Annotated in this window: 16 protein-coding genes; 6 read left to right on the forward strand and 10 right to left on the reverse strand. The window is 69.9% G+C overall.

From position 1 onward, the window contains the following. Positions 1–29 precede the first annotated feature (29 nt). Positions 30–662, reverse strand: a complete 633-nt coding sequence (locus PSC72_RS19535; protein WP_274323099.1) for an HAD family hydrolase — start codon at positions 660–662, stop codon at positions 30–32. Between the two features lie 159 nt (positions 663–821). Here PSC72_RS19535 and PSC72_RS19540 point away from each other — a divergent pair, with 159 nt between their 5' ends. Continuing rightward, positions 822–1508 carry a YIP1 family protein gene (locus PSC72_RS19540; RefSeq protein ID WP_274323100.1) on the forward strand — a complete coding sequence of 229 codons (687 nt, stop codon included), beginning with the start codon at positions 822–824 and terminating at the stop codon, positions 1506–1508. 42 nt (positions 1509–1550) lie between these two features. Here PSC72_RS19540 and lwrS read toward each other — a convergent pair whose 3' ends face one another. From lwrS to PSC72_RS19570, 6 genes are all read right to left on the reverse strand, one after another. Then, positions 1551–1985, reverse strand: a complete 435-nt coding sequence (gene lwrS / locus PSC72_RS19545) for an LWR-salt protein (protein WP_274323101.1) — start codon at positions 1983–1985, stop codon at positions 1551–1553. After that, positions 1986–2261 (reverse strand): 4a-hydroxytetrahydrobiopterin dehydratase, encoded by a 276-nt coding sequence (locus tag PSC72_RS19550; protein ID WP_274323102.1) that lies wholly within the window; start codon positions 2259–2261, stop codon positions 1986–1988. Positions 2262–2711: 450 nt separating this feature from the next. Beyond that, entirely contained in the window at positions 2712–4046 is a 1335-nt protein-coding gene (gene hemA, locus PSC72_RS19555) for a glutamyl-tRNA reductase (protein ID WP_274323103.1), read from the reverse strand. Then, a complete protein-coding gene (locus tag PSC72_RS19560) occupies positions 4043–4705 on the reverse strand; it encodes a precorrin-2 dehydrogenase/sirohydrochlorin ferrochelatase family protein (protein WP_274323104.1) in 663 nt (220 codons plus the stop codon). Before PSC72_RS19560 ends, hemA begins: the two co-directional genes overlap by 4 nt. 126 nt (positions 4706–4831) lie before the next feature. Then, positions 4832–5890, reverse strand: coding sequence for a siroheme decarboxylase subunit beta (gene ahbB, locus PSC72_RS19565; RefSeq protein ID WP_274323105.1), 1059 nt, complete (start codon positions 5888–5890; stop codon positions 4832–4834). 67 nt (positions 5891–5957) lie between these two features. After that, a complete protein-coding gene (locus tag PSC72_RS19570; RefSeq protein ID WP_274323106.1) occupies positions 5958–7307 on the reverse strand; it encodes an aryl-sulfate sulfotransferase in 1350 nt (449 codons plus the stop codon). A 220-nt stretch (positions 7308–7527) separates the two neighbouring features. Here PSC72_RS19570 and PSC72_RS19575 point away from each other — a divergent pair, with 220 nt between their 5' ends. Both PSC72_RS19575 and PSC72_RS19580 read left to right on the forward strand, forming a co-directional pair. Beyond that, positions 7528–7923 carry a hypothetical protein gene (locus tag PSC72_RS19575; RefSeq protein ID WP_274323107.1) on the forward strand — a complete coding sequence of 132 codons (396 nt, stop codon included), beginning with the start codon at positions 7528–7530 and terminating at the stop codon, positions 7921–7923. A 20-nt stretch (positions 7924–7943) separates the two neighbouring features. Then, positions 7944–8186, forward strand: coding sequence for a HalOD1 output domain-containing protein (locus PSC72_RS19580; RefSeq protein ID WP_274323108.1), 243 nt, complete (start codon positions 7944–7946; stop codon positions 8184–8186). A gap of 83 nt (positions 8187–8269) precedes the next feature. Here the strand turns inward: PSC72_RS19580 and glyA are convergent, their stop codons facing one another. Then, positions 8270–9544: a serine hydroxymethyltransferase gene (glyA, locus tag PSC72_RS19585; RefSeq protein WP_274323109.1), complete on the reverse strand. Its 1275-nt coding sequence runs from the start codon at positions 9542–9544 to the stop codon at positions 8270–8272. 279 nt (positions 9545–9823) lie between these two features. Here glyA and tbsP point away from each other — a divergent pair, with 279 nt between their 5' ends. From tbsP to PSC72_RS19600, 3 genes are all read left to right on the forward strand, one after another. After that, positions 9824–10642: a transcriptional regulator TbsP gene (tbsP, locus tag PSC72_RS19590; protein WP_274323110.1), complete on the forward strand. Its 819-nt coding sequence runs from the start codon at positions 9824–9826 to the stop codon at positions 10640–10642. A gap of 40 nt (positions 10643–10682) precedes the next feature. Then, positions 10683–12422 carry a YcaO-like family protein gene (locus PSC72_RS19595; protein WP_274323111.1) on the forward strand — a complete coding sequence of 580 codons (1740 nt, stop codon included), beginning with the start codon at positions 10683–10685 and terminating at the stop codon, positions 12420–12422. Between the two features lie 202 nt (positions 12423–12624). After that, a complete protein-coding gene (locus tag PSC72_RS19600; RefSeq protein ID WP_274323112.1) occupies positions 12625–12777 on the forward strand; it encodes a hypothetical protein in 153 nt (50 codons plus the stop codon). Positions 12778–12855: 78 nt separating this feature from the next. Here the strand turns inward: PSC72_RS19600 and PSC72_RS19605 are convergent, their stop codons facing one another. Next, positions 12856–13995, reverse strand: a complete 1140-nt coding sequence (locus PSC72_RS19605; protein ID WP_274323113.1) for a DUF63 family protein — start codon at positions 13993–13995, stop codon at positions 12856–12858. Between the two features lie 68 nt (positions 13996–14063). After that, on the reverse strand, positions 14064–14894 hold the full coding sequence (locus PSC72_RS19610) for an inositol monophosphatase family protein (protein WP_274323114.1): 831 nt from the start codon (positions 14892–14894) through the stop codon (positions 14064–14066). Positions 14895–15038: the final 144 nt, after the last annotated feature.

Raw genomic sequence — 15038 nt, forward strand, 5'->3', positions numbered from 1 at the left:
TCGATACCTGCTGAAACCGCTCGACGAGCTCAGAGGTCGTCGAAGCCGCCGATGCGGCGGTCGCCCAGGACGCACTGACCGCGTTCGACCGCGTCGACGCGGTCGACGTGGATCGCGTCGATGCCGGCGTTCCACGCCGCGCCTGTGTCGTCGGGGTCGTCGCCGACGAGGGCTCCCTCGTGGCCGTTGTACCCGACGCCGAGGCGGTCCATCGCCAGTTCGACCGGTTTCGGGTCGGGCTTCCAGCCGATGTCGTCGTCGCAGCAGACGACGGCGTCGAACCAGTCGGCGATGTCGTGGTGGTCGAGCAGCGGCCCGGTCAGGTACGACTGGCAGTGGGTGACCACGCCGGTCGGACAGTCGAGGCCGCTGATGAACGCCGCCGCGTCCTCGTAGACGAACGACGACTCCGCGCGGGCGATCGGGTCTTCGACCTCGTGGAACGTCTCCCAGAACACGTCGGGGTCGAGGCCGCGCCGGGAGAAGACGTCGGATCGCGCGCCTCCGACGCCGTACCACAGGTGGTCGGCCTCGCGGTCGGTAAAGCTGTACCCGAGCCGGTCCCCCACTTCGCCGATGACCTCGCGGGGGTAGTCGGGGTCGACGTCGACGACCGTGCCGTCGAGGTCGAACAACCAGAAATCGTACGCGTCGCCGGCCATTGGATCGATACTATAGGAGTCTGGACTGTAAGTACCTTCTGGCGAGCACCAGCAGCGGCCGCCCGCTGTCCGGCGATCCCCCGACCAGGATCGCTCGGCGAAGCGTGGCGGCCGGGACCGACCGGATTTATGACATAGACGGTCCAGCGTGCGGACACCATGGGCCTGTCAACGCTGGTCACCGACCCGCGGACGTTCTTCGCGCGGCGGCGGGACGACCCCTCGCTTGTCGGCCCCGCGCTCGTCGTCGTCGCGCACGCCCTCCTCGTGATCGCCCCGACGGCGCTGCTCCTCCGGACGTTCGGCCGCCTGCTGTCCGAAATCGACCTGGGTACGCTCGTCTACGCCACCGCGAGCCAGCGCGTCAGCGCGCCTGGGTCGTTCGTCCTCCTGCTGTGGGTCAACGCCGTCGCCTACTTCGCGATCTGGCTCGCGGTCGCGGCGGTGATCTACCTCGTCTCCCTGTACTTCGACGGCGAGGGGCCCTTCCGGCGCGTGCTCGCGTTCGTCGGATGGACGCTCGCGCCGACGCTGATCCCGGCGGCCGCGTCCGCAGTCGCGATGACCGCGATCTTCCTCGACGCGCCCACGTTCGCGTCGGAGGCGGCGCTCAATCAGTGGGTTCGCTCGACCGTCGTGGACCATCCGGCCCGGGTGGCCGTCGACTTCGCCCGGCCGCTGTTCACCCTCTGGGTCGTCTACCTGTGGACGCTGGCCGCCGAGTACGGCCGTGATCTCACGCAGCGTCAGGCGCTGCTCTGCATCGCGCTCCCCGGAGGGATCGCGGTGCTGAACGCCGTCGGAACCTACGTCGCGTTCCTCGCGCAGGTTCTCGGACTGGTCTGAATCGGCGTGAAAACTGGCGAGCCGAATCGAAAACGGGCGGGCTCACACCTCACTGGTCACGTGGATCGAGCTTCCGAGGTACTTCGAGAGCACTTCGTCGACGGTCGAGGCATTGAACAGGTCCAGGTTGTCGGCGATCGTCTCGCGGAGGTCGTCGAGATACCCCTGCGTCGTCCGGAGTTCGCTGAAGGAGACGCTCGCGACCGTGGTCCCCAGCGCGTCCTCGGTCACCTCGCGCATGTACGACTCGTCGCCGCACTCGCCCCTCCACAGGTTGTCCCGGAAGTACAGCCACCCGGGCTCGCCCGGGGGATCCGCCGCGCGGAACACCGTCGTCTCGAAGGTGTCCGGCGTCGCCCACACCCCCTCGACGCCGGGTTCGAGCCGTACCGTCACCCGGAACACGTACGCCGCGTTCGCGTCGGTCGCCGCCGTAGAGCCGTCACCGCCCCGCCCCTCGTCGTCACCCGTCGCCATCTACTGCAGGTCGTCGAACCGCTCGGCGAGTTCGATGTCCTTGTCGGTGATGCCCCCCTCGTCGTGCGTGGTCAGCCGCACTTCGACCTCGCGCCAGCCGATCGTCATCTCGGGGTGATGGAAGGCGTCCTGTGCGACCCCGCCCGCGCCCGCCGCGAAGCCGACGCCGTCGAGGTACGCGTCGAACTCGTAGGTCCGCACGATCTCGTCGCCGTCGCGTTCCCATTCCTCCGGGAGCCGTTCCTCGATCTCGTCGTCAGAGAGCAGGTCTGCCATGTTCGAACAGTGGAGCGGTACCCGCATGAAAGTTCGGCCGAGGAGTGAGAACCGCTCGCGACGATCTGCCCGGGATCGAGACAACCGCTATTCGAACCGGGACCGCGAACAGCGTGAAAGCCCCCGGACGCTCCGGTCCCGGGGCTCGCTGCGCTCCTCACTCCGTTGCGGTGCTTGCGTCGCCCGGGTTCCCGGAGCGTCCGGCCCCTTTCATTCCCACCCGCGTAGCTTGGCCGATCAGTCTGTGCGGGCGGGAATGAAAGGGGCGGCGCGTTCGACGAAGGCAGACGAAGCAAGCACCGCAGGCCGAAGGCCGAGGAGCGCAGCGAGTCTCCCGAGTCGAACGCGCCGGGGCTTTCACGCTGTTCGCAGTCACGACTGAGCCGGCGGTCGCTGTCGAGTTAGCGGTCTCTCTGAGCCAGGCGCGGCCGAACTGAGAACTAAAACCACCTAGTCGTCGCTCAGCTGGTCGAAGACGGCGTCGGGCATCTGGTCGCGGATGTGTTCGGGGATCTCCTCGCCGTCGACCGCGTCCCCTTCGCTCTCACTCTCGCCGCCGAACTCGGGGTCGAACAGCTGGAGCGCGGTGTTGATGGTCGACCAGTCGTCCTCCTCGGCGGCGTCGCGCAGGCTCTTGGTCGGCGCGGCGAGCAACTGGTTGACGATGGCGTCGGCCATCGCCTCGACCACTTCGCGCTGGTCCTCGCCGAGGTCGGCCTTGCCGAGCGCCGTCTCGACCTCCTGGGCCTTGACGCGCTCGGCGCTCTCGTACATCGCCGAGATGACTCGATCCGCCCGCTTTCGCTTGTACTGGGCGAGCAAGCGGTCGAACTCGACGTCGATCATCTCCTCGACGACCGTCGCCGCCTCCGCGCGCTGGGCGCGGTTCTCGTCGGTGACGGTCTTCAGCGCGTCCAGATCGCGGACGGTCACGTCGGGGAGTTCGGTCACCGTCGGCGGCACGTCCCGCGGCTGGGCGATGTCGACGACGAACGTCTCGCCGGCGTCGGCGACGGTGGGCTTCTCGAAGACGTAGTCCGGGCTCCCCGTGGCCGTCACGACGACGGTGGCCTCCCCGACTGCATCGGCCACGTCGTCCATCCCGACGACCGTCGCGTCCGCGTCGACGGTGTCGGCGAGGTGCTCGGCGCGCTCGGCCGTCCGGTTGGCCACGTAGAGGCGGTCGACGCGCGGCGCGAGCGACTGGGCGGCGAGCCGCCCCATCTCGCCGGCGCCGACGACGAGGGCGTCCGCCCCGTCGACGCCGACCTCCTCGTCGGCGAGTTTGACCGCGGCGCTGGCGAGCGAGACGGAGCCCTCGTTGATCGCGGTCTCCGTCCGGGCGCGCTCGCCGACGTGGACGGCCTTCGTGACGCCGGCTTCGAGAATCCGGCCGATGCCGCCGGCGGCGAGGGCGTCCTCGTATGCGGTGCTGACCTGGCCGAGGATCTGGTCCTCGCCGACGACGATCGATTCGAGGCCCGCGGCGACTCGCATCAGGTGCCGCAGGCTCTCCTCGTGTCCCAACTCGACGAGGACGTCGTCGGGGACGCCCTCGAAGAAGACGTCGAGCGCAGCGCGACCCTCCGGTCCGTCGCCGGTGACGACGTAGGCCTCGACCCGGTTGCAGGTCTGGAGGACGTACGCCTCCTCGACCGCCGGCACCGAGAGCAACCGGTCGACGGCCTCCCGCTGGCTCTCGACGGTCGCCGATTCGAGCTCGTCGACCGTCGCGCGGTCGATGTCGACGCTCGCGCCGGAGATGACGCCCGTTCCGACAGTCACGCTGTCTCACCCGTCACGTCCGCGATTACGTCCGCTGCCACTTGTCGAGCTTTGGGTATCCCACTATCTAAAGCCTTCCAAACCGCGTCCGACCTGACAACCGCCCGCACGGCCGCTCGACGGCGGTCCGGCGCGACCCCGTCCCGCTGTAACTCCTCGCGTAGCTCGCCGGTCAACTCGGCCATCGCACCCGCGTCGGCGATCTCCGTCTCGATCCGCTCGCGGAGGTGCCGACTCAGCGCCGGGCTCGCGCCGCCCGTCGCTACCGCGGCCACGACGGGGTCGTCACGCACTGTCGCTGGGACGACGACGCTGCCCGCCTCCCGCTCGCCGTGCTGGTCGGCCCGGTTGACGAGGACGCCTCGCTCGCGGGCCACCGCTTCGACCCGCTCGTTCAGTTCGGCGTCGCTCGTCGCCGCGACCGCCAGCGCCGGGTCAGTCCGGTCGAACCACTCTGACACGTCGTCGGGGTCGGGCGCCTCGCGGACCAGCTCGGCGTCGCCGAAGTCCACCCGTTCGCCGTCCGCCGTCGCGAACTCCGGGCTCACCACGACCACGCGGGCTTCCCGGGCGAACCGCCGGGCCTTCCTGGCGCCGACGCGTCCGCCCCCGAAGACGAGGACGGTCTCGCCCCCGAAGTCGTGGAGCAGGGGAATCATGTTGGAGTCCTTGCCACTGCCGGTAAGTAAGCGTTCTTCTGGCGATGGCCCCGCTGAGGCCGGACGTGCCACCGTTTCGCAGGCGCTCTTTGGCACGTGTTCGGACGGCAGACGCCCCAGAGCGGGTCAGGAGTCGACGTTCGCGTCGGCGCGCTCCTCGATGCGGATGCCCGTCTTCTTGAGGATGCCCGTCGAGAACAGCGTGTCCCAGTCGTCGTCGGTCACGTCCCAGTGCTCGGCCATCTTCTCGCGGACCTGCTCGACGCGGGCCTCGCTCTCGTCCTCGCTGCGGCCGTGGGTCATCGCGAAGAAGTTGTACGGCCAGACGCCCTCGTGGCGGGGCCGCCGGTAGCAGTGGGTGACGAAGTCGAACGCGGAGATCTCCGGACCGACCTCGTCGACCACGTCGTCGGGGACGTTCCAGACGGTCATCCCGTTCTCCGAGTAGCCCAGCGAGTAGTGGTTCGGGATGACGCCGACGCGCCGGACCTTCCCCTCCGCGTCGAAGCGTTTGATCGTCGAGAGCACCCACTCCACGTCCTCGCCGAGCGCCTCGGCCACGTCGCGGTAGGGCGTCCGCGTCGTCGGAAGCCCACCCTGGATCTCGACCACCAGATCGCGCTCGCGCGGCGTCAGGCCGTCGCGGTCGACGAGCTCCACGTCGGGGCCCAAGTCCGAGAGGTCGATCCCGCCGTCCACGTCTTCCAGCGTCCCCTCGACGGGGAACTTCGCGCCGACGTGGAACTCCCGCTGTTTCGGGAGGTTGTACGTCTCCTGGCCGGTCTCCTCCTCGATCTCGGCGAGGACCTCGTCGACGCGGTCCTCCTCGGCGACGCTCACGACGAACCACATGTTGAGGTGAGGGTGTTCGCGCTCGTAGTTGTGCGCGACTTCGGCGTGCGCGTTGACTCGCTCTGCCACCTCGTCGAACCGGTCTTCGGGCGCGTGCATCGCGACGAGCGTCGCCGTCCCGCCGATCGCCTCGGCGTTTATCAGCGCGCCGAACCGGGTGAGCACGCCCTCCTCGTCCAGCGCGGCGAGGCGCTCGTGGAGTTCCGCGGCGGTCACGTCGACGCCGTGGTCGCGCAGCGCAGCGGCCGCCGGCCCGTAGGGGTCCGCGACGACCGGGAACCCGCCCTGGTAGGCGTTCAGGATCGCCCGGTCGACGGAATCGAGGTCGGTCATACCCGCTTCTCGGGAGCCAGCGCTCATAAGCGGCGTGGCTGTCGGACGGCCGCTGCGGAGCACCGAGTCAGGGGCCCTCTGCGCCCCGACGCCGGCGACGATACCGAAAGGCGAGTTCGCCCGCGGCCCAGGTGAGGGCCACCACTCCGGCGAGGACCGCGGCCGCGAACGCCCAGCTGGACAGCCACGGGGGCGCGAACCGCTCCTCGAATCGCCGGAACGCGACGCCGAGGTCGCGGGCCTGCGCTGCGGCGGGGGTCCCCTCGCCGGCGGTCGCGATCCACGTCCCGACCGAGTCGCCGGCTTCGACTCGGCCGAGTTCCCCGCCGTGGACGCGGTACCGGCCGGTCGCGTTCTGCTGGCGGACCGTCGGCCCGTGCGAGCCGTCGCGACCGCGCTCGGCCTCGTACGTTCCCCACGGCGCGGCGACCGCCCAGACGACCTCACCGGTCGGCGTGATTTCGACGACCCGGTTGTTCTTCGTGTCCGTGACGAGCGTGTTCCCGTTCGGCAACCGGTCGGCGTCGCGCGGCCAGTGGAACCCGCGGACGGCCCAGGTCCGCTCCCACTCGCCGTCGACGCGCGCGTACTCGACGACGCGGTCGTTCTCGCTGTCGGCCACAAGCATCGTCGGCGTCCCGTTCTCCCCGACGAGGTAGTCGGGGTTGTGCTGCTTGAACAGTTTCGTCCGGTTGTCGTCTCGGCCGAGCCGCATCTCGATCTCCCTCGTGGACCGATTGATCACGATGGCCTGGTCGAAGTTCCGCGGCGAGGCGAGGAAGCGCCCGTCGTCGATCTCGTCGACGTCGTTGAGGTGCGTCCAGCCGACTCGGAACCCGTTATCCGTGGACTCGGGGTAGTGGTCCCGGAACTGCCACTCCCAGACGATCTCGTCGCGGGTGCGGTTGTAGACGAACACGCGGTCGCGGCTCACGTTCGCCTCGACGTCGTAGTTGCGGAGGTTGGCGACCAGTAACTCGTCGCCGTTGATGAGGTCCACGTCGTGCGTGTCGCGGGCGTCGAACCGCTCGGTCCAGGCACGGGTGCGCGTCTCCGGGTCGAACTCGAACACCACCGTGTCGCCGGGGACCGTCGCCGTCACGAGCAGGTTCCCGTTCGACAGCGGGTCCACGTCGTAGAGCCACCGGAAGCCGTGTCTCGTCCCGCTGTAGCTCCACTGGACGTCCCCGTCGCCGTCGACGGCGAACAGTCGCGACGGGGACGGGCCGCGCACGTCGTCCCGGAAGCGGACGCCCTGAACGCTGATAATCGTCTCCGCCGCCGCCCGGGAATCGATAGCCGTGGCCGCGGCGGTCGACTCCTCCGACGCGACGGCCGCGGCTGTCAGTGCGAGCAGCGCTACGAGGACGACACCGAGGGCCCCGCGGATCCGCCACCGGCGAGGGAGCGAACGCATTCGATCCGCGTCTGGGACTCGCCGGTCGAAGGTGTTCCCGCGGCATTCGCAGGGCCGGCGGTGGAGAGCGGCGTTCGTCGCCCGACCGCCCGCTCTCGGGCGCCGTTCGCGTCCGACGACTCCGTCGGCTGCTGAAGCGATCTCGGACCGACGAGGCGACGTCGCGATCCACAGGTCCGACCACGGAACGGCTTTGGTCATTGAGACCGTGCATCACACCATGCCGACTGACAGAGATCGGCGCGCGTCGGCGATGATCGAGCGATGGGACCGCGTGTTCCGCGCACTCACCGCGGAACCGCGCAGACAGATCGTAGTTGCGCTCATGGAGGCGCCGCCGGAGCGACAGTTGTCCCTTCCCGAGGCGGCGAACCCGCCGTATCAACTCCGCGACCCCGAGACGCTGTACGTCGACCTGGTACACACGCACCTCCCGGTGCTCGCCGAGCACGACTTCGTCGAGTGGGAGCGAGAACCGCTCTCGGTCGAACGCGGACCCGCCTTCGAAGAGGTCGCGGTGGTCTTCGACGCGCTCCAGGCGTACGCGGGCGCGATCCCGCCGCAACTGACCCAGGAGTGCCAGCGGCTCGAAGAGCACGCGGGGGGGCAGTCGTGACCCGGCCCGACGATGTCACCATGGAACTCGTGGGCGCTATCGCCGCGGTAGAAGGCGTCGAAGCGCACGAACTCGACTACTCGCTGCACGATTACGTGGCGACCGACGCGGTCCGGGCGATGGCCGAGGCGGACACGGACGACTGGGAACTCACGTTCGAGGTCCCGGACCACACGGTGACCGTCGACGGCGCCGGCGAGATACGTATCGACGGCGTGACGGTCCGCGAGAGCGACGTCGTCCAGTCTGACGAGATCAGATAGCGGCCGCGACGAACGTGGAGTCAGTGCGGACCGCTGAGTCGGCGCGAAAAGCGAGACCGGCCCGAAAATGGGAGTCCCGGCGCTTATTCGAAGACGAGGCCTTCGCTGTCGTCGCCGTAGAGCGGGTACTCCTCGGTGAGTCCCTGGACGATCTCGGCGACCTCGGCCTTGACGTCCTCGTCGTCGGGGTTGTCGATGACCTCGGCGATGCAGTGGCCGACCGTCTCGGTGGCGTCCTCGTCGAAGCCGCGGGTCGTCAGCGCGGGCGTGCCGGCGCGGATGCCCGAGGCGACGAACGGCGAGCGGGTCTCGCCCGGAACCGTGTTGGCGTTGAGGACGATCCCCACGTCTTCGAGCGCTTCCTCGGCCTGCTTGCCCGTCACGTCGGGATGGGAGTCGCGCAGGTCGACGAGCACGAGGTGGTTGTCGGTGCCGCCCGAGACCAGCGAGAAACCGTGGTCCTGCAGGTGGTCGGCGAGCGCCTTCGCGTTCTTCACGGTCTGCTCGGCGTACTCCTCGAAGTGCGGCTGCAGTGCTTCCTGGAACCCGACGGCCTTGCCTGCGATGTTGTGCATCAGGGGACCGCCCTGGGTCCCGGGGATGATCGCCGAGTCGACCGCGTCGGCGTACTCCTCGTCGGCCATGATAATGCCGCCGCGACCGGCGCGGATGGTCTTGTGCGTCGAGCCCGTCACGAAGTCGGCGACGCCGACCGGCGAGTCGTGGACGCCCGCGGCGACGAGGCCGGTGATGTGGGCGATGTCCGCCATGTGGTAGGCGTCGACGTCGTCGGCGATGGCCTGGAACTCGTCCCACTGGACCTCGCGCGGGTACGCGGAGAAGCCCGAGACGATCATGTCCGGGTCGAAGTCCTCGGCCTGCGTGCGGATCTCGTCGAAGTCCAGCCGGCCCGTCTCGGGGTCGACCTCGTACTGCTCGACCTCGTAGACCTGGCCGGCGAAGTTCTTCGGGTGGCCGTGGCTGAGGTGACCGCCGTGGGTCAGGTCGAGCGAGAGGATCTTGTCGCCCGGTTCGAGGACGGCCGTGTAGACGGCCATGTTGGCCTGCGACCCCGAGTGGGGCTGGACGTTGACGTACTCGGCGCCCCACAGCTCCTTCGCGCGGTCGATGGCGAGCTGTTCGACGACGTCGGCGTACTCGCACCCGCCGTAGTAGCGCGAACCGGGGTAGCCCTCGGCGTACTTGTTCGTGAGGACGGAGCTCTGCGCTTCGAGGACGGCCTCGCTGACGTGGTTCTCGCTGGCGATCATCGCCAGGGTGTCGCCCTGGCGCTCGACTTCCGCTTCGAGCGCGTCGGCGACCTCCGGGTCTACTTCCCGGACCGTGTCGTAGTTCATCTGTACTGGTTTCTCGGCGACGGTCCGTCAATAATCTACCTTTTCGGCGAGCGGCGACGACCCGCGGGCGACCGCGAGACAGTGGCACGGGACCGACGAAACGCGACCGAGACGGGACGACACCCGCAGGACGCCGCTCCGTGGACGCGCGACGGCCCTGCCAATCGCGAGACGGCGACGGGTCGGCCGAAACGCGCCCGAACGGGAGCGATACGGGTCGATTCATCGGCCATCGGCGGTAAAATTAAGTGTGATAATCCGAAATACCGCAGCTATCAGATGAGTTCGAACTTTCTCGAGGAGGACGTCGGTGACGTTCTCGCGGGCGTCTTTCGGGACAGTAGCGGCCTCGTATACGCCGTCAACCCCACGCGGGAGACTCTCACCGAGCTGATATTCCGGCTCCACGACGTGGCGGACCCGCCGACGGTCAGGCTGCTCGCGCCGGGCGATCCGATCAAGGACGTGATGGCCGACTTCATCGTCGCCGGGCACGCCGCCGACCTCGTGGCGGCGGACACGCTCGGGCTGCGCGTCCTCGACGACGCGCCGGAGGCGTCGCTGCTCGTGACCGAATCCAGCGTCGTCTCGCTGGTCTCGGCGGGCGACCGGGTCGGCGGACTCACCACGAGGGACGAGGAGTTCGTGACGGCGATGCGCGACCGCTACGCCGACGAGTGGGAGGGCGCCGAGGCGTTCTCGCTCCGGACCCCGCCGCTGTCGCGGGTCCGCGAGACGCTCGCGGCGGACATCGGGACCGACACCGCCGATGACTTCGACGGCCTGCTCGACTCGCTGTCCGTCGCGAAGGGCGACGGCGAGGGGCTCGACGAGGTCGCCATCGCCCTGCTCGTCGCCGCGCGCAACGGCCAGTTGCTCTACGACATGAGCAAGTGGGGCGAGGACGTCGGTCTCGCGAGCAAGGCGACCTTCTCGCGGATGAAGACGCGGCTGGAGGACAGCGGCCTCGTCCAGACCGAGAAGGTGCCCATCGACGTCGGCCGGCCGCGCCTGCGCCTCCGACCCGGCGACGACGAGATCGCGGAGGCCGACCTCCCCGAGCTGGCCGCGATAGCACAGGAGCGCCTCGAGGAGTGAGTCCCCGGGCTTTTCTACCCGCCGCCGCCTCCGGGCAGGCATGACAGTCGGACTCGTCGGATCGGGCCCGGCCGCCGCGGCCGTCGAGGCGGCCCTGGGCGACGTGAACGAGCCCATCGAACGCGTCGGCGTCGACGACTTCGAGCCGGGCATGCGACTCGCCGTCGTCGTCGACCAGGCGGGCGCGGCGACCTTCGAGCGGGCGAACGAGCGGGCGCGCGAAGCCGGCCTCCCCTGGTTCGCGGTCGAACTCGGCGGCGTCGGGAGCGTCCCCGTCGTCGACGCGTCGGTCGCGGGATTCGACCCCGAGGGCGCCTGTTACCGGTGTCTCTCCGCTCGGGTGGAATCGAACGTCGAGGCCGACGCCGACCCGACGGCCGCGCCGTCGGACGCGACCGCCCGGTTCGCCGGCGCCGTCGCCGGCCGCCGCGCCGCGCAGTTCCTCGACCCCGCCGAACCGGACCCCCTCGGCACCGTCGTCGAACTCCCCCACGCCGAACGGGAGTTCCTGCCCGTCCCGGGCTGTGACTGCGGCGAGGGCCGCGACCGCGTCCTCGACAGGGGGTACCTCGACCGCGACGTCGAGCGGGCGCTCACCCGCGCCGAGGCGGGACTCGACGACCGCGTGGGCATCGTCCAGCAGGTCGGCGAGGCCGAGTCCTACCCCGCGCCGTACTACCTCGCGCAGATCTGCGACACGAGCGCGTTCGCGGACGCGACGGCCTCGCGGCAGGCCGCCGGCGTCGACCCCGGCTGGGACGCCGCGTTCATGAAGGCGCTCGGCGAGGCATACGAGCGCTACTGCGCGGGCGTCTACCACGGAGAAGAGTTCAAACGCGCCGCCGCCACCGACCTGGCCGACGCCATCGAACCGTCGTCGTTCGTCCGCCCCGATAGCTGGGTCGGGAACGACGAGGGGGGCGTCGACGCCGGCGGCGACCGAGCCGAGCGGCCGTGGGTCCGCGGGACCGACCTCGTGACCGAACAGCCGGTATCGCTCCCCGCGGAGACCGTCCACTACCCGCCGCCCGAGCGGACGATCCGCCCGGCGATCACCACCGGACTCGGCCTGGGCAACTCCTCGGTCGAGGCGCTGCTCTCGGGCCTCTACGAGGTGGTCGAGCGCGACGCGACGACCATCGCCTGGTACTCGACGTTCGACCCGCTGGGCCTCGACGTGGCCGACGAGGGCTACGAGCGCCTCGCCGCCCGCGCCGGCGCCGAGGGGCTGGACGCGACCGCGCTCCTCCTGACCCAGGACGTCGACGTGCCGGTCGTCGCCGTCGCGGTCACCCGAGACGAGTGGCCCGAACTCGCGCTCGGCACCGCCGCCCACCTCGACGCGGGCCGCGCGGCCAGGAACGCGCTCGCCGAGGCCGTCCAGAACTGGGTCGAACTCGACGGGATGGGCCGCGAGGACGCCGCCGCGACCGACGGCGCCATCGGCCACTACGCCGACCGGCCGGCCGTCGTCGACGAGTTCGTCAGCCCCGAGACGAGCGTGCCGGCCGACTCCGTGGGGCCGGAGACCGTCCCCGAGGGCGGCGACCACCTCGACGCCGTCCTCGACCGCGTCGTCACGGCCGGCATGTCGGTCTACGGCGCGCGGACGACGACGCGTGACGTCCAGCAGCTCGGTTTCGAGGCGGTCCGCGTGGTGGTCCCCGGCGCCCAGCCGCTCTTCTTCGGCGACCCGTACTTCGGCGAACGCGCCCGGACCGTCCCGGCGGACATGGGGTTCGAGCCCGCACTCGACCGCGACCACCACCCCTATCCCTGACAGGTAGCTGTCCACTCGGGGCGCGCAACGACGGCCCGCTGTGGTCGGGCCCGATCGGAGCCGGTTTTCCCGATCGCCCGACAGCCCGTAATTTGCCAGGAAATAGACTAATACGAGGATTTATGCCAGAGGGTGCAGATAGTTCACACGGCACCTGGCGTCGCTTCTGCTCGCCCGAAGCGGTTCGTCAGAGGAGCGTATCATGGTATCCGAGTTCGACCTCCCGTGTACAGACTGTGACCAGCAACTGGTGCGGACGGAAGTCGCGTCGTCGACGGGCGACGAGTTGACCGTGGCCGAGTGCCCGACCTGCGGGAGCCGGTACTATCCCGAGTCGGCGCTCGAACAGGTCTGATGGCCCGGATTTTCCGGCTTCGAGTGCTCCCAGTAGCGCCGCGGCCGCCGACGCGGTTCGGGCGGTTCACTCGCAGACTCAGATCGCGAGCGTGACCCGGAGCATGTCCCGCGTCCCGGGACCGAGGCCGACGGCGGCCGCCGCGACGAGCAGCAGGACGGCGTAGCGCGGGCTCTCCTCGAAGATCTGCTCGTCGAACAGCCAGACGATCCCCAGCGCGACGACGAGTTTCACCACGAGGAACGGCCACGAGGTGCCAATCACCGCCGAGACCGACGCGGGCTGTATCGCCTCGGTGACGCCGATGATCGCCCGGTTGGCGACGTGTTTCGCGCCGTAGGCGTCGATCGGGTGGCCCAGCTCCGGGAGCCAGTCCGCCGCGACGACGTTCGCGACGCCGTCGATCGCGTGCGCCCAGAGGATCCCGAGTCCGACGATGCCGGTCCCCCTGTTTATCTCCGGTTTGTAGCGGTCGGCGGCGGCGTACATCCCGTACGCGAGCACGGACGCGAGCCCCACGTCGACCACCAGGATCTGCGGGTAGAACTCGGCGTACTCCCGCGTCGCCGCGACGAAAAACAGGTACGCGAGCGTGAGCGCGAGGACGCCGAGCCCGATCCCCGCCATCGCCCTGTACCGGTTGTGGGCGATCTCGCGGGATTCGAGCCACAGGCTCGCCAGCAGCGCCCCCAGCGTGATCGCGAACACGGTCACGTAGATCACGGGGCTGATGAACAGGACGTTCAGCGGGTAGCTGATGACGGGTTCGACCCCCGCGCCGACGGCCGCGTCGGTCACGTCCTCGACGACCCGGACCGCGCCGCCGAACAGCATGAACGGGACCAGCGAGAGGAACAGCCGCCTGTCCTCGCCGACGTCCAGTCGTTCGAGCAGGAAGTAGACGCCGGCGATCATGAATATCAGCACGACCATGTAGCCGACGGTCGAGACGGTGCTGTACCCGGTGTAGGCGACGGCGCCTGTGGCCTCGGCGGCCCGGCAGTCGGCGGCGGTCACGAGGGTTTCGACCCCGTCGCCGGTCAGGACCGCACAGCGCGCGTTGTTGGCGTCCGAGTAGATGGGCCCCCAGAAGTACTGCCAGATGAACTGGTCGTAGACCCGCTCCGTGGCGACGATCGAGCCGCCGACCAGCACGGCCAGTGCCGCGACGAACGCCGCGAGCCAGCCCCGCTCGGACAGCGCCTGCTCGCTTTCCATGCCCACAGTCCCTCGCGTCTGGCTGTTTAGCCTTCCGGTCCGACCCCGCGACGGCCGCCACCGGACCGCTACCGTTCGGTCGCGGCCCGTGCGACCTCGCAGACCGCCTCGTGGGCCTCGCCGTTGCTCGCGACGAACCCCTCGCTGTCCCGCGTCCACGGCTCGCCGTCGAGGCCCGTCACCGTCCCGCCGGCCCGCCGGACGAGGTGGATCCCGGCCAGCGAGTCCCACGGGTGGGGCGTGTACGCCGCGAACGCCGCGTCGAGTTCCCCGCTCGCCACGAACGCCAGCGTCGGTTGCATGCTCCCGAACCGGCGGAAGTCGCCCAGCCGATCTACCGTCGCCGCCGCGATAGCGCCCAGATCGGCGCCTTCCCCGCGCTCGAAGCGACCCACCGACGCCGCGGCGAACGTCTCCGGGTCGGTCCGGTCGCTCACCGCGAGCGCGTTCCCGTTGCGAGTTCCGGTCTCCGCCCCCGCCGCGTACAGGTCCTCCGTCGCCGGAAGATAGGTTGCGGCCGCGACGATCTCACCGTCGGTCACAGCAGAGATCGCCGTCGCCCAGGTGCGGTTCCCGCGCGCGAAGTTCGCCGTCCCGTCGATCGGGTCGACGACCCACGCGTCCCCGGTCTCGGGCACCTCCGAGAGGATCTCGACCTCCTCGCCCGGCGTCCCAAGCGGCACTGCGTCTTCCTCGCCGACCACCGCGTCGGTCGGGAACTCCCCGCGGATCGTCGAGACGACCTGCCGCTGGGCGTCCCTGTCGGACTCGGTCACCAGGTCGTTCTTGTCGGCTTTCGTCTCGACGCTGAGGTCGCCCCGGAAGGCCTGGCGAGCGACCGCGCCGCCGGCCCTCGCTGCGCGCTCCGCGACCGCCACTCGTCGATGTACGTCAGTCACGTCTCCCGATCGGGCTGGCACACAAAAAGCGGCTGCGAAACCATCTTTTTCGTCGGGGGGTCGCCTGGGGCGACCCCCCGTCTGCTCACGGGGCGGCTTCGCCGCCCGTTCGCCTGGTCCGAGGGACCGAAGGTCCCTCGCTAA

Source organism: Halosimplex aquaticum (assembly GCF_028747785.1).
In the GTDB taxonomy this organism is placed as follows: domain Archaea; phylum Halobacteriota; class Halobacteria; order Halobacteriales; family Haloarculaceae; genus Halosimplex; species Halosimplex aquaticum.

Bases quoted from the DNA above. Each gene is read 5' to 3' on its own strand.
- PSC72_RS19535 (WP_274323099.1), bottom strand. From the start codon at position 662: ATGGCCGGCGACGCGTACGATTTCTGGTTGTTCGACCTCGACGGCACG.
- PSC72_RS19540 (WP_274323100.1), top strand. From the start codon at position 822: ATGGGCCTGTCAACGCTGGTCACCGACCCGCGGACGTTCTTCGCGCGG.
- lwrS (WP_274323101.1), bottom strand. From the start codon at position 1,985: ATGGCGACGGGTGACGACGAGGGGCGGGGCGGTGACGGCTCTACGGCG.
- PSC72_RS19550 (WP_274323102.1), bottom strand. From the start codon at position 2,261: ATGGCAGACCTGCTCTCTGACGACGAGATCGAGGAACGGCTCCCGGAG.
- PSC72_RS19560 (WP_274323104.1), bottom strand. From the start codon at position 4,705: ATGATTCCCCTGCTCCACGACTTCGGGGGCGAGACCGTCCTCGTCTTC.
- ahbB (WP_274323105.1), bottom strand. From the start codon at position 5,890: ATGACCGACCTCGATTCCGTCGACCGGGCGATCCTGAACGCCTACCAG.
- PSC72_RS19570 (WP_274323106.1), bottom strand. From the start codon at position 7,307: ATGCGTTCGCTCCCTCGCCGGTGGCGGATCCGCGGGGCCCTCGGTGTC.
- PSC72_RS19575 (WP_274323107.1), top strand. From the start codon at position 7,528: ATGCCGACTGACAGAGATCGGCGCGCGTCGGCGATGATCGAGCGATGG.
- PSC72_RS19580 (WP_274323108.1), top strand. From the start codon at position 7,944: ATGGAACTCGTGGGCGCTATCGCCGCGGTAGAAGGCGTCGAAGCGCAC.
- glyA (WP_274323109.1), bottom strand. From the start codon at position 9,544: ATGAACTACGACACGGTCCGGGAAGTAGACCCGGAGGTCGCCGACGCG.
- tbsP (WP_274323110.1), top strand. From the start codon at position 9,824: ATGAGTTCGAACTTTCTCGAGGAGGACGTCGGTGACGTTCTCGCGGGC.
- PSC72_RS19595 (WP_274323111.1), top strand. From the start codon at position 10,683: ATGACAGTCGGACTCGTCGGATCGGGCCCGGCCGCCGCGGCCGTCGAG.
- PSC72_RS19600 (WP_274323112.1), top strand. From the start codon at position 12,625: ATGGTATCCGAGTTCGACCTCCCGTGTACAGACTGTGACCAGCAACTG.
- PSC72_RS19605 (WP_274323113.1), bottom strand. From the start codon at position 13,995: ATGGAAAGCGAGCAGGCGCTGTCCGAGCGGGGCTGGCTCGCGGCGTTC.